Source organism: Streptomyces sp. NPDC002176 (genome assembly GCF_044903645.1).
Classification (GTDB): domain Bacteria; phylum Actinomycetota; class Actinomycetes; order Streptomycetales; family Streptomycetaceae; genus Streptomyces.
On sequence record NZ_JBJDQW010000006.1, the window covers coordinates 136840 to 157539 of the forward strand.

At 71.8% G+C, this 20700-nt stretch carries 21 protein-coding genes and 1 riboswitch; of the genes, 12 read left to right on the forward strand and 9 right to left on the reverse strand.

The genetic code is table 11. The features are described from left to right. Nucleotides 1-132 precede the first annotated feature (132 nt). Nucleotides 133-561 carry an alternative ribosome rescue aminoacyl-tRNA hydrolase ArfB gene (arfB, locus tag ACI2LY_RS26270; RefSeq protein ID WP_389005130.1) on the forward strand — a complete coding sequence of 143 codons (429 nt, stop codon included), beginning with the start codon at nt 133-135 and terminating at the stop codon, nt 559-561. A 63-nt stretch (nt 562-624) separates the two neighbouring features. Here the strand turns inward: arfB and ACI2LY_RS26275 are convergent, their stop codons facing one another. Both ACI2LY_RS26275 and ACI2LY_RS26280 read right to left on the reverse strand, forming a co-directional pair. Further along, on the reverse strand, nt 625-1206 hold the full coding sequence (locus ACI2LY_RS26275) for a TetR/AcrR family transcriptional regulator (RefSeq protein ID WP_404709303.1): 582 nt from the start codon (nt 1204-1206) through the stop codon (nt 625-627). Nucleotides 1207-1281: 75 nt separating this feature from the next. Continuing rightward, nucleotides 1282-2112 (reverse strand): hypothetical protein, encoded by an 831-nt coding sequence (locus ACI2LY_RS26280; protein ID WP_404709561.1) that lies wholly within the window; start codon nt 2110-2112, stop codon nt 1282-1284. Between the two features lie 172 nt (nt 2113-2284). Here ACI2LY_RS26280 and ACI2LY_RS26285 point away from each other — a divergent pair, with 172 nt between their 5' ends. Then, nucleotides 2285-3451, forward strand: a complete 1167-nt coding sequence (locus ACI2LY_RS26285) for an agmatine deiminase family protein (RefSeq protein ID WP_404709304.1) — start codon at nt 2285-2287, stop codon at nt 3449-3451. Nucleotides 3452-3463: 12 nt separating this feature from the next. Here ACI2LY_RS26285 and ACI2LY_RS26290 read toward each other — a convergent pair whose 3' ends face one another. Both ACI2LY_RS26290 and ACI2LY_RS26295 read right to left on the reverse strand, forming a co-directional pair. Further along, on the reverse strand, nt 3464-3934 hold the full coding sequence (locus ACI2LY_RS26290; RefSeq protein ID WP_404709305.1) for a GNAT family N-acetyltransferase: 471 nt from the start codon (nt 3932-3934) through the stop codon (nt 3464-3466). A 65-nt stretch (nt 3935-3999) separates the two neighbouring features. After that, a complete protein-coding gene (locus tag ACI2LY_RS26295; protein WP_404709562.1) occupies nt 4000-4491 on the reverse strand; it encodes a flavin reductase family protein in 492 nt (163 codons plus the stop codon). Nucleotides 4492-4878: 387 nt separating this feature from the next. Between ACI2LY_RS26295 and cdgB the strand changes: the two genes are divergently transcribed. Both cdgB and ACI2LY_RS26305 read left to right on the forward strand, forming a co-directional pair. Continuing rightward, the gene (cdgB, locus tag ACI2LY_RS26300; RefSeq protein WP_404709306.1) at nt 4879-6531 is read left to right on the forward strand and encodes a diguanylate cyclase CdgB; all 1653 of its coding nucleotides are present in this window, start codon (nt 4879-4881) and stop codon (nt 6529-6531) included. A gap of 153 nt (nt 6532-6684) precedes the next feature. Further along, nucleotides 6685-7596: a CBM35 domain-containing protein gene (locus ACI2LY_RS26305; protein ID WP_404709307.1), complete on the forward strand. Its 912-nt coding sequence runs from the start codon at nt 6685-6687 to the stop codon at nt 7594-7596. Between the two features lie 10 nt (nt 7597-7606). On the opposite strand, the gene ACI2LY_RS26310 is transcribed toward ACI2LY_RS26305, so the two are convergent. From ACI2LY_RS26310 to ACI2LY_RS26320, 3 genes are all read right to left on the reverse strand, one after another. Continuing rightward, nucleotides 7607-8536, reverse strand: coding sequence for a 1-phosphofructokinase family hexose kinase (locus tag ACI2LY_RS26310; protein ID WP_404709308.1), 930 nt, complete (start codon nt 8534-8536; stop codon nt 7607-7609). 117 nt (nt 8537-8653) lie between these two features. Continuing rightward, nucleotides 8654-9808 (reverse strand): N-acetylglucosamine-6-phosphate deacetylase, encoded by a 1155-nt coding sequence (gene nagA, locus ACI2LY_RS26315; protein ID WP_404709309.1) that lies wholly within the window; start codon nt 9806-9808, stop codon nt 8654-8656. Further along, nucleotides 9808-10752, reverse strand: coding sequence for an ROK family protein (locus tag ACI2LY_RS26320; RefSeq protein ID WP_404709310.1), 945 nt, complete (start codon nt 10750-10752; stop codon nt 9808-9810). Before ACI2LY_RS26320 ends, nagA begins: the two co-directional genes overlap by 1 nt. Before the next feature lie 138 nt (nt 10753-10890). Between ACI2LY_RS26320 and ACI2LY_RS26325 the strand changes: the two genes are divergently transcribed. The 4 genes from ACI2LY_RS26325 to ACI2LY_RS26340 are packed head-to-tail and all read left to right on the forward strand — an operon-like array spanning nt 10891 to nt 13816. Then, nucleotides 10891-12141 carry an extracellular solute-binding protein gene (locus ACI2LY_RS26325; RefSeq protein WP_404709311.1) on the forward strand — a complete coding sequence of 417 codons (1251 nt, stop codon included), beginning with the start codon at nt 10891-10893 and terminating at the stop codon, nt 12139-12141. Between the two features lie 41 nt (nt 12142-12182). Next, nucleotides 12183-12407, forward strand: a complete 225-nt coding sequence (locus ACI2LY_RS26330; RefSeq protein ID WP_393914129.1) for a DUF3263 domain-containing protein — start codon at nt 12183-12185, stop codon at nt 12405-12407. 36 nt (nt 12408-12443) lie between these two features. After that, on the forward strand, nt 12444-13301 hold the full coding sequence (gene otsB, locus ACI2LY_RS26335) for a trehalose-phosphatase (RefSeq protein ID WP_404709312.1): 858 nt from the start codon (nt 12444-12446) through the stop codon (nt 13299-13301). A 56-nt stretch (nt 13302-13357) separates the two neighbouring features. Beyond that, on the forward strand, nt 13358-13816 hold the full coding sequence (locus ACI2LY_RS26340; RefSeq protein ID WP_404709313.1) for a hypothetical protein: 459 nt from the start codon (nt 13358-13360) through the stop codon (nt 13814-13816). Nucleotides 13817-13846: 30 nt separating this feature from the next. Here the strand turns inward: ACI2LY_RS26340 and ACI2LY_RS26345 are convergent, their stop codons facing one another. Next, a complete protein-coding gene (locus ACI2LY_RS26345) occupies nt 13847-15262 on the reverse strand; it encodes a trehalose-6-phosphate synthase (protein WP_404709314.1) in 1416 nt (471 codons plus the stop codon). A 74-nt stretch (nt 15263-15336) separates the two neighbouring features. Next, nucleotides 15337-16281, reverse strand: coding sequence for a glucosyl-3-phosphoglycerate synthase (locus ACI2LY_RS26350; protein WP_404709315.1), 945 nt, complete (start codon nt 16279-16281; stop codon nt 15337-15339). Nucleotides 16282-16414: 133 nt separating this feature from the next. Next, nucleotides 16415-16571: riboswitch (SAM riboswitch) on the forward strand. A 17-nt stretch (nt 16572-16588) separates the two neighbouring features. Here ACI2LY_RS26350 and thrC point away from each other — a divergent pair. The 4 genes from thrC (at nt 16589) to groL (ending at nt 20668) form a co-directional block, all read left to right on the forward strand. Then, on the forward strand, nt 16589-17863 hold the full coding sequence (thrC, locus tag ACI2LY_RS26355; protein ID WP_404709316.1) for a threonine synthase: 1275 nt from the start codon (nt 16589-16591) through the stop codon (nt 17861-17863). Next, nucleotides 17860-18135 carry a MoaD/ThiS family protein gene (locus ACI2LY_RS26360; RefSeq protein ID WP_389005115.1) on the forward strand — a complete coding sequence of 92 codons (276 nt, stop codon included), beginning with the start codon at nt 17860-17862 and terminating at the stop codon, nt 18133-18135. Before thrC ends, ACI2LY_RS26360 begins: the two co-directional genes overlap by 4 nt. A 430-nt stretch (nt 18136-18565) precedes the next feature. Further along, entirely contained in the window at nt 18566-18769 is a 204-nt protein-coding gene (locus ACI2LY_RS26365) for a cold-shock protein (RefSeq protein ID WP_389005114.1), read from the forward strand. Between the two features lie 276 nt (nt 18770-19045). Then, nucleotides 19046-20668 (forward strand): chaperonin GroEL, encoded by a 1623-nt coding sequence (groL, locus tag ACI2LY_RS26370; RefSeq protein WP_164194959.1) that lies wholly within the window; start codon nt 19046-19048, stop codon nt 20666-20668. Nucleotides 20669-20700 lie beyond the last annotated feature (32 nt).

Genomic DNA, 20700 nt, shown 5'->3' on the forward strand with positions numbered 1-20700 from the left:
GTAAGAACGGCGGGAGGGGTCCCATAGGTTCCTGCCCGCTTTACCTTTTTTACCGAGCTGTTCCGGCGCCGTGCGCGGGCGCGCCGGAAATCGGGGTGACGTGAGACGCCCGAAGCCGGGAACATGGGGGGCATGTCCGGGCCCTATCTCATCCGTGGCTCGGTCTCGCTTCCCGAGGCCGAGCTGACCTGGCGTTTCTCGCGGTCTTCCGGGCCCGGTGGCCAGCACGTCAACACCAGCGACTCCCAGGTGGAGCTGCGCTTCGACCTCGCCCGCACCGAGGCCCTGCCCCCGGTGTGGAAGGAGCGGGCGCTCGAACGCCTGGCCGGGCGCCTGGTGGACGGCGTCGTGGTCGTACGGTCCTCCGAGCACCGCTCCCAGTGGCGCAACCGCGAGACCGCGGCCGTACGCCTGGCCGCCCTCCTCGCCGAGGCCACCGCACCCCCGCCCAAGCCCCGCCGCGCCACCCGCATCCCCCGCGGCATCAACGAGCGCCGCCTGCGCGAGAAGAAGCAGCGCGCCGACACCAAGCGCGGCCGCTCGGGGCGGGACTGGGGCTGAGTCAGGTCCGCCCGGAACCGCCGGGGGCCACGAAGGACCCGGTCCGCGCCCGGCAGCCGCTCGTCAACCGCGGTGCGGCGCGGCGAGTTCCGCCTCGACGGCCTCCCGCATCAGCGTCCGGGCCCGCTCCACCCCGATGCCACCGCTGAGCCAGCGCATGCTCAGTCCCTCCACCAGGGCGGTGAGCCGTTCGGCCGCGGCCTCCGAGGCGGACGCCGGGACCGTGGGGTCCACCCGCGCCAACAGCGCGGCGACCTCTCGTATCCAGACCGAGGTCGCCTCGGCGAGGTCCGCGCGCAGCAGCGGGTCGAACACGGCACTCGCCCGCAGCTCACCCCACGCGGAACTGTTCTCCCGCACCTCGTCGGTGTCCTGGAGCTCCAGCAGGAGGATCTGCTCCAGCTCCTCGCGCGGGCCGAGCGGTGCGGCGCCGGGGTCGCCGACCGCGGTGTAGTGCGCGGCCCGGTCGCTGATGAATTCCAGGGTGCGGCTCAGGACTCCGGCGCGGTCCTTGAAGTGGTAGTAGATCAGCCCGGTGGACACCCCGGCCTCGGCGGCCAGCTCCTCCACGCGCAGCCCGCGAACCCCCTGCCGGGCGATCACCCGGACAGCCGCTTCGAGGATCTGTGTCGCGCGCGATGCCATGACCGCAAACCCTATCCGGCCGCTTGGCCCGATGGTGGGTCAGTGTGGCCCGCGGGCGTGACCTTCGGCTCTGGTTCAGGTGCCGGTCGTTCGAGCAGAGCGGGGCTGGGCGCGCAGTGCGGGCAGTCGGGCCGCGTCGTCCGCTCCGGCGAGGCTCTCGCCCAGGGCCAGAAGGGAGAGGAGCCGCACCGGCCGACCGGCCGTGGCGGCGGCTTCCAGTTTGTGGTGGCCGTCCAGGAGGAAGTGGGTCAGGCCCCAGTGCGCGGCAGGGTCATCTGCCAGGCCGAGGGCGGACTGGCACACGTCCAGCGTGGAGATCGCCACCGCCGTCGGGACCGTGCCCAGCTCCATGAGCCTGACGTACTCCTCGACCCGCTCCCTGTCGTTCCACGTCGGGGGGACCATGGGCACGACGAACTCATAGAGGTGGGCGTCCGCGTCGACCGCGGTCTCAAAGGTCCGGTAATACGAGGTGTGCGGGTACTGCGGGAGGCCCCAGAACTGGTCGACCCCCCACGCGGCGACCTGTTCGCCGCTGAAGTAGTCGCCCTCCGCGCCGGGGACGACCAGCCGGGGTTCCACCTCCAGCAGCAGGGGAAGGTACTCGCCCTCCGGCAGCAGCGCACCGAACGCCTCGATCACGCCGCCGTCATCCGGATCGGCCAGGGCTGCGGTGAGGCGATCCTGCATGTTCTCGAGGGACAACTTCTCGGTCGCGCCTTCCAGCCGGCGGAACAGGAACGGGCACGTTCCGCAGAAGAAGCTGAGTTCGAAGGCGGGCACATCGTCGATCACGAGCAGGCGGCGCCGCGGCCCGCCACCAAGCTCGTGCAGTTCCGTCCCGAATCGCAAGCGCGCTTCGGGAGCAGGAAGGCCGAGGCTGCGCGGTTCGCTCTCCTTGATGATCACGGACCGACCGTACGGGACGGCATGAACCAGCCCTACCGAGTACAGACCGTGGACGTTTGACTGAAAAATCAGTCAGTGTCAGGCTGGGCCCGCGACCCAGCCCTCTCCGGCGCCCTCGCGCGCCGTCCGTCCGGGCCGAATAGTCTGATACGTCCACGATCGGAGCACCGTGTCCCGTCAGCCCTCCCCGTCCTCCCCGCCCCGCCGCACCGTGCTGCGCGCTCTCGCCGGGATCGGCGCGGTCGCCTTCGGCGCGACGGCCTGCGGACCGGGGGACTCCGCGCGGGCGGGTGTGACGGCTGCAGAGCGGGACGCCGACGACCGGGAGATCCGATTCGGCGCCGAGTGGGAGAGCCACGCGCGCACCTTCATGTCCTGGCCGGCGCTGGACTCGGTGTGGGGCGAGGACCTCCCCTACGTCCGGCAGGACATCGCGCGGGTGGCGCGGGCGGTCGCGGAGTACGAGTACGTCGTGCTGATGGCCAGGCCCGAGCAGGTGAAGGCCGCGCAGCGGGCCTGCGGTTCCCAGGTCGAGGTCATCCCCCTCCCGGTCGACGACCTGTGGGCCCGGGACATCGTGCCCGTCTTCGTGGAGGACGGGGGCACGGTCACCGGTGTCGACTTCCACTTCAACGGGTGGGGCGGCAAGCAGCGGCACGAGAACGACGCCCGCGTCGCGGCCACGCTGCTCGACAGGTACGGCATTCCGCGCGCGCAGGCCCCGCTCATCGCGGAGGGCGGCTCCTTCGAGACCGACGGTGAGGGCACCCTGCTGCTCACCGAGAGCTCGGTCGTCAACGACAACCGCAACCCCGGCAAGAGCCGCGACCGGATCGAGGCGGAGCTCGAACGGACCCTCGGGGTGAGCAAGGTCATCTGGCTGCGGGGCGTCCGCGGCGAGGACATCACCGACGCGCACGTGGACAGCCTCGCGCGCTTCACCGCGCCCGGGGTGGTCCTCGTCGACCGGGCGGCCGAGGGGTCGCCCGCCGACTCCTGGTCACGCGCGGCGGACCAGGCGCGCTCCGTGCTCCGCGAGGCGACCGACGCGCGCGGGCGGCATCTGGAGATCGTCGACCTTCCGCAACCGGACCTCGACAGGATCACGGGCGAGGGCGACGACTTCGTGTCCACGTACGCCAACTTCTACGTCGCCAACGACTCCGTCTTCATGCCGAGGTTCGGCGACCGTAAGGCCGACGACCGCGCGCGGGGCATCCTCCAGGAGCACTTCCCGAAGCGGGACGTCGTGCCCGTCGTCATCGACACCATCGCGTCGGGCGGCGGCGGCATCCACTGCTCGACCCACGACCAGCCGGGCAGGCCCGTCGACTGACCGTGACCGGGTTCAGCGGTGAGCGAGGTCGAGCACGCCCACCGTCTCACCCCCGCTCGTCTCGTCGGTCGTCCGGAACCCCAGCCGCCGGTAGAACTCCCCGGGACCGTCCGCGCCGGGATGCCAGGTGACGTACAGCTCCCCGCACCCCCGCCGCCGCAGCTCGGCCGCGACCGACTCCACGGCGAACCGCCCGTACCCCTTGCCCTGTTCGCCCGCGTCGATGTTCAGGCGCCAGAGGCCGGAGCGGCGGAGGCTGCCGCCGTCCGCGCGCCAGTCGATGTCCAGAAAGGCCATCAGGAAGCCGACCGGACGCTCCCCGTCGAGGATCAGCCGCGGCCAGGCCACCCCGGCCGGGCGCACGTACGCCTCGGCGAGGGAGTGCGCCACCGGCTCGACCGCGTGCTCCTGGTCGGGACGGACGCGGACGGCCAGGGCGGCTTCGAGGTTCGCGGATGTGACCTCGGCGAGGTGGAGTGACATGCGCGCACCCTAGGGCGGGGTGTTCGCCGGGCGCCCCTCATTTACGTCCCTCGGCTTTACGTCCCTCAGCCCAGGTGCCGGTACCGGCCCCGGTAGTACATGAGGGGCCCGCCCTCCGCGCTCGGGACCCGGGCCGTCAGGACGCGGCCGATGACCAGGGTGTGGTCGCCGGCCGTCACCCGCTGCTCGGTGCGGCACTCCAGGGTGGCCAGCGCGTCGGCGACGAGAGGGGCGCCGGTCACCTCGCCGCGGTCGAGGGCGAGGTCGGCGAAGAGCAGGCGGTCGCTGATGCGGCCCTTCATGGCGAAGCGGCCCGCGATCTGGCGCTGGTGCTCCGCGAGGAGGGACACCGCCCAGAGCGGCTGTTCGTCCAGTAGGTCGTCCATGCGGGAGCCGGTGCGCAGGCTGACCAGGACCAGCGGCGGGTCCAGCGAGACCGACATGAAGGCGGTCGCGGTCATGCCGACGTCCTCCGTGCCCGGCGGATGCGGGTCGTCGGGGTCCAGCGGCGGTTCCTGCGCGGTCACCAGCACCACGCCCGCGGCCAGCCGGGACATCGCGGCCCGGAACTCGTCGTCGCTCACCCCCTCAGCATGCACAGAAGCAGCCGTGGCGGTGGGGGAGGGAGGGTTCAGCACGCCGGAAACGCTAATCGGCCGTCCCCGGCCGCCGCATCGGGCCTCCGGCCGAGCCCGGACCTAGGTCCAAAGGACCGGACCTGTGACCGAAGACGCCGGATGGACCAGCACAGCGGCATATGCGCAACTTCGCTGCCTTTGCGATCGGAGAACGCAACGGGAAAGTGCGGAAACTGCACTCAATTGTTCAAGTTCTTCTGTGACTTGAGTCACAAGGAGTACGGAATTGTTGACCCTGTGTACCGAGTGAGCAGCGCGCTGTGATTCAGTGGCGGAAAGCCTGTGGACAGCAGGGGGAGGGCGAGCATGGAGACCGATCAGGAGCCGTACGTCCCTCTGACGTCACTGCGTCAGCTGCACCAGGTCATGGCCGAGATGAACACCGCGCGCAGCCAGGCGGACACCCTGCAGATCGTCGCCGACGGCGCGGTCGGCGCCCTCGGGTACGAGATGGCCTGCGTGAACCTGGTGCGACCCGACGGCGATCTGGTCGTCGCCGCCGTCTCCGGCAACTCCGCCGCCGAAGCCCTCATCACCGGCCGCACCGGCTCCCGCGAGTCCTGGGACCGCCGCCTCGGCATGGGCGAGCTCTGGGGCGACCTGGTGTTCATACCCCACACCGAGGGCTGGGTCCTCGACGACGACGACGTCCCCCAGTGGTACAGCGACGGCCCCGCGCCCCGCTTCCCCGAGGAGTGGCACCCCGGCGACCGGCTCTTCGCCCCGATGTACGCCCCCGGCGCCCAGGGCGGCGCCCGCGGCGGACTGCTCGGCGTCATATCCGTCGACCGCCCCGTCACCGGCCGCCGCCCCGGCGCCTGGGGCCGCGAGGCCCTGCAGATGTACGCCTTCCAGGCCGCCATCGCCATCAGCAACGCCCACCTCCGCGCCAACATGCAGCGCGCCCTGGTCCGCCTCGAACGGGACCAGCAGGCCCTGCGCGCCAGTGAGGAATCCTTCCGCCAGTCCTTCGAGTACGCCCCCTCCGGCATGGCCATCGCCGAGATGGGCGGCGACCAGCACGGCCGCATCCTGCGCACCAACGACGCCCTGTGCCGCCTGCTCGGCAGGCCCGCCTCCGCGATGCGCCGCTACTCCTTCTCCGACCTCGTGCACCCCGAGGACATCGGCACCCTGATGCGCACCTCCGCGGAGGGCGGGCGGGCCGAGCTGCGGCTCGCCCGGCGCGACGGCAGCTATGTATGGGTGTCGCTGCGCAACTCCGTGGTCGCGGACGCGGCCGACGGCCCGCGCTTCCTGCTGACCCACGTCGAGGACATAGAGGAGCGCAAGGGCCGCGAGCTCCAGCTCGCCCACCGCGCCTCCCACGACTCGCTGACCGGGCTGCCCAACTCCGCCGAGCTGCGCTCCCGGCTCGCCGCCCGGCTGTGCCGCCGCCCGGCCCATCTCGACCCCCTGGAGTCCCTGGACGCCGCCTACGGCCACCCGGCCGGGTCCGGCGACGCCCACGGTTTCGACTTCGGGCCCGGCGCGGAGGCGTACGACGCCTTCGACCACCATGTGCACACCGTCGCCCCCGAGCAGGGCCCCGACGACGGCACCAAGGGGCTCGCGGTCCTCTTCTGCGACCTGGACGGCTTCAAGTCGATCAACGACCGCTTCGGGCACAACGCGGGTGACGCGGTCCTCATCGAGGTGGCCCGCAGGCTCAGCGGCGGGGTGCGCGACGGCGACACCGTGGCCCGGCTCGGCGGCGACGAGTTCGTGATCCTCGCCGACGGCCTCGGCCAGGCGGACGCCGCCGACCTCGCGGTGCGGCTGCGCGGCGAGATCATCCAGCCGATCCGGGCCGAGGGCCGGGCGGTCCGGGTGGGCGCCAGCTTCGGCATCGGCTGGGCGCACTGCGGGATGACGGCGGACGAAGTGCTGAAGTCCGCCGACGAGCGCATGTACGTTGAGAAACGATCTCGTCCCAAACAGCATCGGCGTGCCGGGTGAAGCGCAGCTCAGTGCGCTGACAGCGCGGGGCTCCGCGGTTCGGGCGTCCGTTCGGGAGTCCCCCGTCCGAGCGAATCGGGGTGTGCGGGAGGGTAGGCTCGCCATTCAAACCCCCTACCGCATCCGCCCGCACCTGTTGAGGAGTACCCAGGGATGACGCCCGGCGACAACGGCGCGAGCAAGCCCGAGGAAGACGACCCGTTCGGCTATCTGTACGCCGACGGCCAGGCCAGGGGCGCGCAGCCGCCGTCCAGTGGCTACGGCTATCCCAACGCGGTCAACAGGGTGCGCCCGGTCGGCGAGCGCCGGTACGGCCAGCAGCAGGCCGCCCCGCAGCAGCAGGGCGCGTACGGCCAGACGGCCACCCACTACCAGGCACCGGAGACGCTGCCCGGCGGCGCTCCCACGTCCCGGCAGGCCACGCACTCCGGCGGGGGCGGCGGACGGCGCGGGCCGAACACCAAGGGTCTGCTGATCGGCGCCATCGCGGTGGTCGCGGCGGTCGTCATCGGTATCAGCGTGGCGATGCTGAACGGCAACGACGACGACAAGACCGGCGACCAGGCGGACGCGTCCCCGAGCCAGTCGCAGGAGGCCCCGCCGAGCCCGAAGGCGACGAGCACCGCCGTCGCGGGCGAGCTGCCGAAGGCCGACGCCGTCGACGACGCCGTGCAGCTCGCGGGCGGCGCGGCCCCGGCCTCCGACATCAAGGGCGCGAAGTCCGCGGGCGGCTCCTACGTGGGCGGCCTGAACCAGGTCGGCGCCTCGGTGACCTGGACGGTGGACGTGCCGAAGCGCGGCAAGTACACGCTGAACGTCAACTACGGCGTGCCGGGCAAGGACGCCAACACCACGCTGACGATCAACGGCACCTCGCAGAACCGCCCGCTGAACATGTCCAACTTCGCCCACGCCCCGGCAGGCGACTGGGAGCGCGGCTGGACCCACACCTGGGCCAACCTGGAGCTCCAGAAGGGCTCCAACACGATCAGCATCTCCTGCGGCAACGGCAACCAGTGCGACGTCAACCTGGACCAGTTCTCGCTGGAGAAGGGCTGGCGGTAGCCGATATCGGCTACGCCGCCGACTCCGCCTCCGTCACGGTGGCCTGCGCCAGCAGCCGGTCGTAGGCCGCCGGGTCGAACTCCCCGGCCGTGGGCGCCAGTACGGCCGCCGCCGACAGGGCGGTGGCCCGGCTCAGGCGGGTGGGCCAGGGGTGGCCGTCGACCAGGCCCGACAGCAGGCCCGCGACCGCCGCGTCCCCCGCGCCGGTCGGATTGCCGCGCAGGCGGGCGGGCGGGGCGGCACGCCAGTGGCCCTCGGGGGTCGCGGCCAGCAGACCGTCCGCGCCCAGGGAGGCGACCACCGCCTGGGCGCCCCGGCGACGGGCGTCACGGGTGGCGCGGGCGGGCTCGTGGGAACCGGTGAGTTCGGCGAGTTCCGCCGCGTTCGGCTTGACGATGTCGGGCCGCGCGGCGATCCCGCGCCGCAGCGGCTCCCCGCCCGTGTCCAGCAGCACCGGCACCCCGGCCGAGCGGGCCGCCCGTATCAGCCCCGCGTACGCGCCGACCGGGACGCCCGGCGGCAGGCTGCCGCACAGGGCGACCGCGGAGGCGTCGGTGAGCAGGGTGTCGTAGGCGCGCAGGAAGGCGGCCCACTCGGCCGGGGCGATGTGCGGGCCGGGCTCGTTCAACTGGGTGGTGTCGCCGGTGAGTCGGTCCACCACGGCGACGGTGCGGCGGGTCGCCCCGGCGACCGGCACCAGCGCGTCGGTGACGCCCGGCACGGCCGCGAGCCGCTCGCGCAGCACCTGGCCGGTCGGGCCGCCCGCGAGACCGGTGACCGTCACCTCGTACCCGAGCGCGGCGAGCACGCGGGCCACGTTGACGCCCTTGCCGCCGGGCCGCTCCACGACCTCCGACACCCGGTGCTCGGCATGCGGCCGCAGCGACGGCACGCGGTACGTGATGTCGAGAGCGGTGTTCAGTGTGACCGTGAGGATCACCCGGTCCGACCTCCCTCGATGTCCGTACGCCTCGGTTTCCGGGGACCTGATCATGCCAAAGAGACGGCGCCCGGCCCAGTTGAGGGACGGACGCCGTCTGATGAAGCCGGGTACGGATCAGGGCAGTTGGGGCGTGATCACCCATTCGCCCCGGCGCATGACGCCCTTGAGCGCGAAGTCGGCGTCCAGCAGCACCAGGTCGGCGTCCTTGCCGGGCTCCAGTGAGCCGACCCGGTCCGAAAGCCCCAGCAGCCGGGCCGGGTTGGCCGACAGCGCCTTGACCACGTCCGCGACCGGGAGCCGGTCCACGGTGACCGCCCGCCGGAAGGCGCGGTCCAGGGTCAGCGTGGAGCCCGCGATCGAGCCGCCCTCCACCAGCCGCGCCACCCCGTCGCGCACCTCGACCTCCAGCGGGCCGAGCAGATAGCGGCCGTCGCCGGAGCCCGCCGCGTCCATCGCGTCGGTGATGAACGCGACCCGGTCGGCGCCCGCGTGGTGGAACGCCAACTGCAGTGCGGCCGGGTGCAGATGAGTACCGTCGTCGATCAGCTCGACGGTGATCCGCTCGTCCTCCAGCAGCGCGGTGATCGGGCCGGGGTCGCGGTGGCCGATCGGGGGCATCGCGTTGAAGAGGTGGGTGGCGACGGTGGCGCCCGCGTCGATGGCGGCGACCGTCTGCTCGTAGCTCGCGTCGGTGTGCCCGACGGCCGCGATCACGCCCTGCTCGGCGAGGAGGCGTACGGAGTCGATGCCGCCCGGCAGTTCGGTGGCGAGGGTGACCATCTTCGCGTGGCCGCGCGCGGCGTCGACCAGCTTGCGGACCTCGGCCGGGTCCGGGTCGCGCAGCAGCGCCTCGGAGTGCGCGCCCTTGCGGCACGGGGAGATGAACGGCCCCTCGAAGTGCACGCCCGCGATGTCGCCCTGCTCGGCCAGCTCGGCCAGCAGTCCGGCCTGGCGGGCCAGGACGTCCAGGTCGTCGGTGACGGTGGAGGCGACCAGCGTGGTGGTGCCGTGCTCGCGGTGCGTGCGGACGGCGGTGAGCGCGTCCTCGGCGCCGCCGGAGAAGGCCGCGCCGCCGCCGCCGTGGTTGTGCAGGTCCACGAAGCCGGGGACCACCCAGTGCCCGGTCACGTCGAGCACGTCGGCGCCCTCGGGCGCGCGCTCCGCGATCCGGCGGCCGTCGACGGCGACCCGCCCGCCGGGCACCTCGCCGGTGGGCAGCACCACGGTGCCGCCGGTGAGCACCAGCGGGCGTGCGCTGTTGTCGGCCATCAGGTGCGTACCTCCGTGGTCTGGGGGGTGGTGTTCAGCAGGTCCTGGGCGAGCAGCGCCGCGCCCAGGCAGCCCGCGCCGTCGCCGAGCGCGGCCGGGACGAGGGTGGGCGCGCTCTGGAAGGTGATCCGGTGCTCGATGGCCGCGCGCAGCGGCCGGAACAGCACGTCACCGGCCTCGGCGAGCCCGCCGCCGACGATCAGTGTGCCGGGGTCGAGCAGGGTGAGCGCGGTGACGAGGCCGTCCGCGAGCGCGTCGACCGCGCCGGTCCAGACGCGGGCCGCGTCCGGGTCCCCGGCGGCGACGGCCCGCGCGCAGTCGGCGGCGTCCGCGTCCGGGCGGCCACTCAGCCGCGCCCAGGCGGTGCCGACGGCGGCGGCGGAGGCGTACCGCTCCAGGCAGCCGGTCTGCCCGCACGGACACGGCTCGCCGCCGGGGCGTACGACGATGTGGCCGATCTCCCCGGCGAAGCCGTTCGCGCCCGCCTCCACCCGCCCGGCCAGGCCGATCGCCCCGGCGATCCCGGTGCCCAGCGCGACGAACAGGAAGCGGTCGGCGCCCCGGCCCGCCCCGGTGCGGCCCTCGGCGAGGCCGCCGGTGCGCACGTCGTGGCCGAGGGCGACCGGCATGCCGAGCCGCTCGGCGAGCAGGGCGCGCAGCGGTACGTCGCGCCAGCCGAGGTTGGCGGAGTAGAGGGCGGTGCCGCGCGCCTCGTCGACGGTGCCGGGGACGGCGACCCCGGCCGCGAGGGCGGGGGCGCCGAGCTGGTCGGCGCCGTGCGCGCGCAGCTCGGCGGCGAAGGCGAGGAGGTTCTCGACGACCGCCGCGGGCCCGCTCTCGCGGCCCGTCGCGCGGCGGGCGCGATGCAGCACCGCGCCGTCGTCACCGACGAGCGCGGCCTTCATCGAGGTACCGCCCACGTCCAGGGCGATGACATGTCTCACCGGCCCAGTGTGACCCGCCGACCCACGAGAGGTCTAGTCCACTCACGTGGTGTAGACCTTATGCGTTCGAGATCGAATGGTCTGACCAAGGGGATAGGGGCTTCGAGGGTGCGTCGGCGTACGGCAGGAACGATCGCGGTGGTGTCCGCACTGGGCATGACGGCGATGCTCGGCGGCTGCGGGAGCACGGGCTCCTCGGACACGACCCTCAAGCTGGTCGCCGCCGACTACGGCGACTCCGCCGCCAACAGCTCCAAGAAGTACTGGGCCGCGCTGGCCGCCGCGTACGAGGCGAAGCACCCCGATGTGAAGGTCCAGGTCAGCGTCTACTCCTGGAACGACGTCGACGCCAAGGTCAAGGAGATGGTCGACTCCGGGAACGCCCCCGACATGGCCCAGATCGGCGCGTACGCCGACTACGCGGCCTCGGGGAAGCTGTACCCGATGTCCGACACCCTCTCCATCGGCACGCAGGCCGACTTCGTGCCGCAGCTCGCCGAGGCGGGCGACTGGAACCACACCCCGTACGCGATGCCCTTCGCGGCCTCCACGCGCGTCCTCTTCTACAACAAGACGCTCTTCGAGAAGGCCGACATCACCCCGCCCACCACCTGGGACGAGCTGGCCTCCGACGCCGAGGCGCTCAAGGCCGAGGGCGTGAAGTACCCCTTCGCGCTGCCGCTCGGCCCCGAGGAGGCGCAGGCCGAGACCATGCAGTGGCTGCTCAGCGGCGGCAGCGGCTACACCGACGACATCGGCACCTACACGATCGACTCCGCGCTGAACGGCGAGACCTTCAGCTGGCTCAAGGACGACCTCGTGGGCAAGGGCCTCACCGGGCCCGTCGCCCCCGGCCGCCTCAACCGCGCCGCCGCCTTCGCCGCGTTCGCGGACGGCCAGGTCGGCATGCTCAACGGCCACCCCACGCTGATCCGGCAGGCCGAGGCCAAGGGCGTGAAGTTCGGCATGGTCCCGATGCCGGGCCGCACCGGCCGGGCCCGGGCCGCGATGGGCGTCACCGACTGGATGCTGGCCTTCAAGCAGAACGGCCACGCCGCCCAGATCGGCGGCTTCCTCGACTTCGTCTACGACCAGAAGAACGTCCTCGACTTCTCCCGCGAGTACGGCCTGCTGCCCGTCACCACCTCCGCCTCCGACGCGATGACCCAGTCCGACGCGAAGAGCGACGTCCCGCTGCACGCCTTCCTGGAGCAGATGCCGACCGCCGAGCAGTACCCGGTGAACAAGACCTCCTGGGCCGCCGTCAGCGCGGCCGTGAAGCAGGACATCGGGCAGGCCGTCTCCCCCTCGGGCAGCCCCGCGGGCGTGCTCACCCGGCTCCAGGCCGCCGCCACCGCGGCCGACAGCTCGGCGCAGTCCCAGGGCTGAGCCCGCTGTCACTGTCGGTGGGCGGGGTTACGGTTGCCGACATGGAACTCGGCAGCCGTGAGCAGGCGATCCTCGCGCTGGAGCGCCGGGGCTTTCCCGGCCCCGGCGCGAAGGAGCGCGCCATCCGCGAGCAGCTCGGCCTCGCCCCGGTCCGCTACTACCAGCTCCTCAACGCCCTCCTGGACGACGAGCGCGCCCTCGCCCACGACCCGGTGACGGTCAACCGCCTGCGCCGGGTGCGTGAGGCGAGAAGGTCGGAACGCTGAGGCGTGCGGGGGGCCCGGCGCGGATAGTGTCGCTCTATGGGAACCCCTGACATCCCCGAGGACAGCGCGCTGCCGGTCCCGGTGACCCGGGCGGGCCGCGACGGTCTGCGAGCGCTGCTGGACCGGCCGCGCACCGCCGTGATCGGCCTGGACTTCGACGGCACGCTGGCCCCCATCGTCGCCGACCCCGACCAGGCCCGCGCGCACCCCGGCGCCGTGCCCGCGCTCGCCGCGCTCGCGCCGAAGGTGGCCTCCGTCGCCGTCGTCACCGGCCGCCCCGCCGGGGTCGCGGTCCGCCACGGCGGCTTCGCCGGGGTGCCCGGCCTGGAGCACCTGGTCGTCCTCGGCCACTACGGCGCCGAGCGCTGGGACGCCGTGACCGGCACCGTCACCGCGCCCGCCCCGCACCCCGGCATCGCCGCGGTCCGCGCCGAACTCCCCGGCGTCCTCGACCGGGCCGGTGCCTGGCCCGGCACCTGGATCGAGGAGAAGGGCCGCGCGGTCGCCGTCCACACCCGCCGCGCCGAGAACCCCGACGCCGCCTTCGACACCCTCCGCGCCCCCCTCACCGACCTCGCCACCCGCCACGGCCTCATCGTCGAACCCGGCCGCCTCGTCCTCGAACTCCGGCCCCCCGGCATGGACAAGGGCGTAGCCCTCCTCGACCACCTCCGCACCACCGGCGCCGAGTCCGTCCTCTACGCGGGCGACGACCTCGGCGACCTCCCCGCCTTCGCGGCCCTCGAAAAACTCCGCTCCAACGGCTTCCCAGCCCTCCTGGTCTGCAGCGGCAGCACCGAGGTCACGGAACTGGCGGAGCGGGCGGACCTGGTGGTGGACGGCCCCGGGGGAGTGGTGGAACTGCTGGAGGGCTTGGCGGTCCACGCCGGATAGGACGGCGGCCGCACCCTCCTGTCCGCCCTGGCCGGCCGCGTGGCAGCATGCGCGGCATGGAGATCATCCCCGGCCGTGGTGTCGACCTCGTCAAGATCGGTGACCGCCGCTCGCACGTCGAGGAGCGCATCGGACCGCCGTATCACGGCCCCGGCGGCGAGCGCGCGGTCTACGACACCACGCCGATGATGGTGATCACCTATGCGGCGGACAGCCCGGACAGCACGGTCGAGCTGGTCGAGATGAAGTACAGCGGCGAGGGAGGGGACGCCGAGGCCCAGCTGGACGGAATCCAGCTGACCCACCGTTTCCTCGACGATGTCGTGGCCGATCTCCATGCCCGCGGGTACACCAGCACCCCCTCCGACATCGGTCACGACTTCCACGCCGGATTCAGCGTGTGGTCCAGGCACTCGCTGTGGGCACCCGACATCGATCCAGCGGCCGACGAGGACGATGAGCGCGCCGTCGCGGAGGGGGTCTCCGTGGCGCCGTACGCCTACTTCTGCGGCTGAGGAGGAGCGAACCCCCACAGCCGCAGGTGTTCAGCCCCGCAGCGCGTTCAGCTGGTCCAGGAACCACTTGGCCGGGGGCAACGCCGTCGCCGCGTCGGCCAGGTGCTTGGAGCGTTCGGCGCGGGTCGGGGTCGGGAGGGTCAGGGCCTCGTGGAGGGCTTCCGCGGTGCCGACGACGTCGTAGGGGTTGACCGTGATCGCGTGCTCGGCCAGCTCCTCGTAGGCGCCCGCCTCGCGGGACAGGACCAGGGCCACGCCCTCGTCGGAGACGACCGGGACCTCCTTGGCGACGAGGTTCATGCCGTCGCGGATGGGGTTCACCAGGGCCACGTCGGCGAGGCGGTACGCGGCCAGGGAGCGGGCGAAGTCGTCGTCGAGGTGGAGGAGGACCGGGGTCCAATCGGCCGTCCCGTACTCGGAGTTGATCTCCTCCGCGACCCGGCGTACCTCGTCCATGTAGGAGCGGTACAGGGCGAGGTCCTGGCGGGACGGGTAGGCGAAGGCGACGTGGACCACGCGCTCGCGCCACTCGGGGTGGTCCTCCAGGAGGCGGCGGTACGCCAGCAGGCCGCGCACGATGTTCTTGGACAGCTCGGTCCGGTCCACCCGGACGATCGACCGGCGCCCCTCGCCGATCTGCTCCCGCAGCACCGCCATCCGCTCGTCCACGTCGGCCCGGTGCGCCCGCTCCCGCAGGAACTCCGCGTCCGCGCCCAGACCGTGCACCCCGATCTCCGTACCCGACGGGATGCCCGGACCGAGTACCGCGTGGCAGCAGTCGGTGAACGCGTCCGCCCAGCGCCGGGTCAGGAACGCCGCCCGGTCCGCGCCCAGGATGCCGGTGAGCAGCTCGGCCGCGATGTCGTCCGGGAGGAGGCGGAAGTAGTCCGGCGGCGCCCAGGGGGTGTGCGAGAAGTGGCCGATGCGCAGGTCGGGGCGGAGCTTGCGCAGCATCCGGGGGGCCAGCGCCAGGTGGTAGTCCTGGATCAGCACCGCCGCGCCCTGCCCCGCCTCCTCGGCCAGCGCCTCCGCGAACGCCTGGTTGTAGGCGCGGTACGCGTCCCACTGCCGCCGGAACTCCGCGTCGAACACCGGCTCCAGCGGCGTCTGGTACATCATGTGGTGCACGAACCACAGCGCCGAGTTGGCGATCCCGTTGTACGCGTCGGCGTAGACGTCCGCGTCGATGTCCAGCATCCGCACCCGCTGCCCGCCGGTGTCCTCGGCGGGAAGCAGCCCGCCGTCCGCGCGCCGCACCGCCTCCCGGTCACCGTCCCCGAGCGCGGCGCACACCCACACCGCGTCGGTGTCCGGACCGATCGCCGACAGCCCCGAGACGAGACCGCCGCCGCCCCGCCGGGAGCCCAGCTCCCCGTCCGGACCCACCGTGTACGAAACCGGGCCGCGATTGGACGCGACCAGCACCTCAGCACCCTGCGTAGCCATGGCCTCAACCTAGCCCGGCCCACAAACGCTCAAACGTACGCGCGACCGGCGAGCCCAGCCGTATACAGCCGGGCTCACGCCACCTTCCGCGCCGCGTACTCCGCGATCTCTGTCATCGGCGGCCGCTCCTCGGTGTCCACCGAGTAGGTACGCGGCTCGAAACCGCCCACCCCCCGCTCGAACTGGGTCAGCGCGGGCCGCACCAGGTGGCCGCGCGCGAGCCGGAGCTGCGCGGTGCGGTAGATCGCGGCCGCCATCCGGCCGAGCGCCTGCCCGTCCTGGTGCCGGTGCTTGCGCACCCCGACGTCCACCTGGGCCAGCGCGTCCAGCCCGACCAGATGCAGCGAGTCGACCAGCATGCCCAGCTCGACCCCGTACCCCACCGGGAACGGCAGCCGCTCCAGCAGCGAGCGGCGGGCCGCGTACTCCCCGCCCAGCGGCTGCACGAACCCGGCCAGCTGCGGCCAGTGCATGTTCAGCAGCGGGCGCGCCATCAGCTCGGTCACCCGGCCGCCCTGCCCGGCGGCGCCGCCCAGCGGACGGTCGTACATCGCCTTGACCAGGTCGATCCCCGGATCGGTGAGCAGCGGGCCGACGATGCCGAGGACGAAGTCGGAGGAGAACTCGCGCAGGTCGGCGTCGACGAAGGCCACGATGTCCCCGCTGGTCGCCAGCAGGGAGCGCCACAGCACCTCGCCCTTGCCGGGCACGGCGGGCAGCCGGGGCAGGATGTCGTCGCGGTGGACGACCCGCGCGCCCGCGGCGGCCGCCACCTCGGCGGTGCGGTCGGTGGACCCGGAGTCCACCACGACTATCTCGTCCACCAGCGGCGTCTGGAACACCAGGTCGTGCCGGATCACGGAGACGATCTCCCCGACCGTCGCCTCCTCGTTCAGCGCGGGCAGCACCACGGAGACCCGCTGCCCGGACCGCTGCTTGGCGGCGAGCACGCGGTGCGGCGGGCGGTCGGCCACGGACCAGGAGCGGGTGGCCAGCCAGCGCTCGGTTTCTTCCAGCATGGTCTGCGGCTCCTCACGTGATCCATCTCGCGGTTCGGACGACACCTTCAACTCTCCTGGCCTTCGGTTACAGTCTTGGACAACGCCGATGACCATCGCATGTCGAGGTCGGCGGGCGTTCACAACCGAATACCGCTCATCCAGAGGGGCAGAGGGAAACGGCCCGATGAAGCCCCGGCAACCCTCCAGCCGGTCTCGTGCGCGCGACACACCGCGACACCGCGAGGCTCCCGGCTAGGGAAGGTGCCAAATCCGTCTCACGGCGAGATGCGTCGTGGGAAAGATGAGGAGAAAGGGCCTCGCCTCCATGGCTGTGCAGACTGTCGCCACCCCCACCGTAGATCTCGGCCCCGCCGCCGCCCTGAGCTGCCGGGAGTGCGGACACCGCGTCCCGCTCGGGCCCGTCTTCGCCTGCGAGGAGTGTTTCGGGCCGCTGGAGATCGCCTACGACTTCTCCGCGTACGACACCGAGAAGCTCCGGGCGCGCATCGAGTCCGGCCCCGCCAGCATCTGGCGCTACGCCCCGCTGCTGCCCGTCCCCGCCGACGTGGCCGACAAGCCCAACCTCAACCCCGGCTGGACCCCGCTGGTCAAGGCCGACCGCCTGGCGGCCGAACTCGGCGTCACCGGCGGGCTGTTCGTGAAGGACGACTCCGGCAACCCGACGCACTCCTTCAAGGACCGCGTCGTCGCCCAGGCGCTGGAGGCCGCCCGCGCCTTCGGCTTCACCACCCTGTCCTGCTCCTCCACCGGCAACCTGGCCGGCGCGGTCGGCGCCGCCGCCGCCCGCGCGGGCCTGCGCTCCTGCGTGTTCATCCCGCACGACCTGGAGCAGGGCAAGGTCGTCATGGCCGCCGTCTACGGCGGTGAGCTGGTCGGCATCGAGGGCAACTACGACGACGTGAACCGCTTCTGCTCCGAGCTGATCGGCGACCCGGCGGGCGAGGGCTGGGGCTTCGTCAACGTCAACCTGCGCCCGTACTACGCCGAGGGCTCCAAGACCCTCGCCTACGAGATCTGCGAGCAGCTCGGCTGGCGGCTGCCGGACCAGCTGGTGGTGCCGATCGCCTCCGGCTCCCAGCTCACCAAGATCGACAAGGGGCTGAAGGAGCTGATCGCGCTCGGCCTGGTCGAGGACAGGCCGTACAAGATCTTCGGCGCCCAGGCGGAGGGCTGCTCCCCGGTGTCGGCCGCGTACAAGGCGGGCCACGACGTGGTGCGGCCGCAGAAGCCGGACACCATCGCCAAGTCCCTCGCCATCGGCAACCCGGCCGACGGGCCGTACGTGCTGGACATCGCCCGCCGTACCGGTGGCGCGGTGGAGGACGTGACGGACCCGCAGATCGTGGACGCCATCAAGCTGCTGGCCCGTACCGAGGGCATCTTCGCCGAGACGGCGGGCGGGGTGACGGTCGGCGTCACCCGCAAGCTGATCGAGTCCGGCGCGCTGGACCCCTCGCTCACCACCGTCGTCCTCAACACCGGCGACGGCCTGAAGACCCTGGACGCGGTCGCCGGTACCGGCCTGTCCGCGACCATCCGCCCGAACCTGGACTCCTTCCGAGAGGCTGGCCTCGCATGAGCGTGACCGTTCGCATCCCGACCATCCTGCGCACCTACACCGGCGGGCAGGCCGAGGTCGCCGCCGAGGGCGGCACGCTCGCGGAGGTCATCGAGGACCTGGAGCAGCACCACCAGGGCATCGCCGCCCGCGTCCTGGACGACCAGGGCAAGCTGCGCCGGTTCGTGAATGTCTACGTCAATGACGACGACGTGCGTTTCGAGGGCGGACTTCAGACCGTGACCCCCGACGGCGCGGGTGTCTCCATCATTCCGGCGGTCGCCGGAGGCTGAAATTACCTTCGGTAACCACGGTTACCGTCGGTTCATCGAATGGCCTTCTCCGTAAGAGAAACGGAGGGGGCCATTCTGTGTGATTGAGCGCGGTAGGGTTGGGGAACGCGCTCCCGCTCAGCTGGGCCGGGAGCCCTTGATTCATGCCGCCGACCCGACAAGAAGCAGCCAAAATGCACGGGTAATGTGCGGCATTTGTTGTTTTTACGGGGCCCGACTTGCCCTGAATTCGGCCGAAGTTGCGGCAGATTCCGGACTGTGTCCGTCCGGAATTCTCGTCCGATTGACCTGTTGCAGACGGCAGTTGGACAGATACATTCAGCCGCGGTCGACGCGTTCCGGCGCACGCCCCCGACCATTGGGGTGCGAGGTCTGACCCGGGTCCGCGAAGTGCGGGTCCGCGCAAGGGCCAGTAATAGGGGAGTTAGGCATGGCTCAGGGCACCGTCAAGTGGTTCAACGCGGAGAAGGGGTACGGCTTCATCGCGGTCGACGGTGGTGCGGACGTCTTCGTCCACTACAGCGCCATCCAGATGGACGGCTACCGCGCCCTGGAAGAGGGCCAGCGGGTGGAGTTCGAGATCTCGCAGGGTCAGAAGGGTCCGCAGGCCGACATGGTTCGCGTCACCGCCTGAACGTTTTCCAGCAGAGCGCAGGGCCCGCACCGGCACAGGGTGCGGGCCCTTCGTCCTGTTAAGTCCCGTCCTGATCCCCCGAAGGCGCTTGCACTCGCCCTGGGTGAGTGCTAATCATTGCGTTAGCACTCTGAAGGTGAGAGTGACAACGAAGGACCGGGTCGGTGAGGCCCGCGGACCGGGTGGGGCAAGGAACCACAAGGTCGGCGAGCCGTCCGTCGCGGGCGCGGGCGCGGTCCGAAGGAATCACCCCCAGTCCTGGAGGGACCACTTCACATGGCCAAGATCATCGCGTTCGACGAGGAGGCGCGGCGCGGCCTCGAGCGCGGCATGAACCAGCTCGCGGACGCCGTCAAGGTGACGCTCGGCCCCAAGGGCCGCAACGTCGTCCTCGAGAAGAAGTGGGGCGCCCCCACGATCACCAACGATGGTGTCTCCATCGCCAAGGAGATCGAGCTCGAGGACCCGTACGAGAAGATCGGCGCCGAGCTGGTCAAGGAAGTCGCCAAGAAGACGGACGACGTCGCCGGTGACGGTACGACCACCGCGACCGTGCTGGCCCAGGCCCTGGTCAAGGAGGGCCTGCGCAACGTAGCCGCGGGCGCCAACCCGATGGCCCTCAAGCGCGGTATCGAGAAGGCCGTCGAGGCGGTCTCCACCGCTCTGCTCGAGCAGGCCAAGGACGTGGAGACCAAGGAGCAGATCGCCTCCACGGCCTCCATCTCCGCCGCCGACACCCAGATCGGCGAGCTCATCGCCGAGGCGATGGACAAGGTCGGCAAGGAAGGTGTCATCACCGTCGAGGAGAGCAACACCTTCGGTCTGGAGCTCGAGCTCACCGAGGGCATGCGCTTCGACAAGGGCTACATCTCCGCCTACTTCGCGACCGACATGGAGCGCATGGAGTCGGTGCTCGAGGACCCCTACATCCTCATCGCCAACTCCAAGATCTCCTCGGTCAAGGACCTGCTCCCGCTGCTGGAGAAGGTCATGCAGTCGGGCAAGCCCCTGCTGATCATCGCCGAGGACGTCGAGGGCGAGGCCCTCTCCACCCTGGTGGTCAACAAGATCCGCGGCACCTTCAAGTCCGTCGCCGTCAAGGCCCCGGGCTTCGGCGACCGCCGCAAGGCCATGCTCGGCGACATCGCCATCCTCACCGGTGGCGAGGTCATCTCCGAGGAGGTCGGTCTCAAGCTGGAGAACGCCTCCCTGGACCTGCTGGGCCGCGCCCGCAAGGTCGTCGTCACCAAGGACGAGACCACGATCGTGGACGGCGCCGGTTCCTCGGAGCAGGTGCAGGGCCGCGTGAACCAGATCCGCGCCGAGATCGAGAACTCCGACTCGGACTACGACCGCGAGAAGCTCCAGGAGCGCCTGGCGAAGCTCGCGGGCGGCGTGGCGGTCATCAAGGCCGGTGCCGCCACCGAGGTGGAGCTCAAGGAGCGCAAGCACCGCATCGAGGACGCCGTGCGCAACGCCAAGGCGGCCGTCGAGGAGGGCATCGTCGCCGGTGGTGGCGTGGCTCTGCTGCAGGCCGGTCAGGTCTTCGACAAGCTCGAGCTGACGGGCGACGAGGCCACCGGTGCCAACGCGGTCAAGCTCGCGCTGGAGGCCCCGCTCAAGCAGATCGCCGTCAACGGTGGTCTCGAGGGTGGCGTCGTCGTGGAGAAGGTCCGCAACCTCCCTGTCGGCAACGGCCTGAACGCCGCGACCGGTGAGTACGTCGACATGATCGCCGAGGGCATCATCGACCCGGCGAAGGTGACGCGTTCCGCCCTGCAGAACGCGGCCTCCATCGCCGCGCTGTTCCTCACCACCGAGGCCGTCATCGCCGACAAGCCGGAGAAGGCCGCCGCGGCCGCTCCGGGCGGCATGCCGGGCGGTGACATGGACTTCTGATCCCTCTCGGATCAACCGTCCTACGCCAAGGG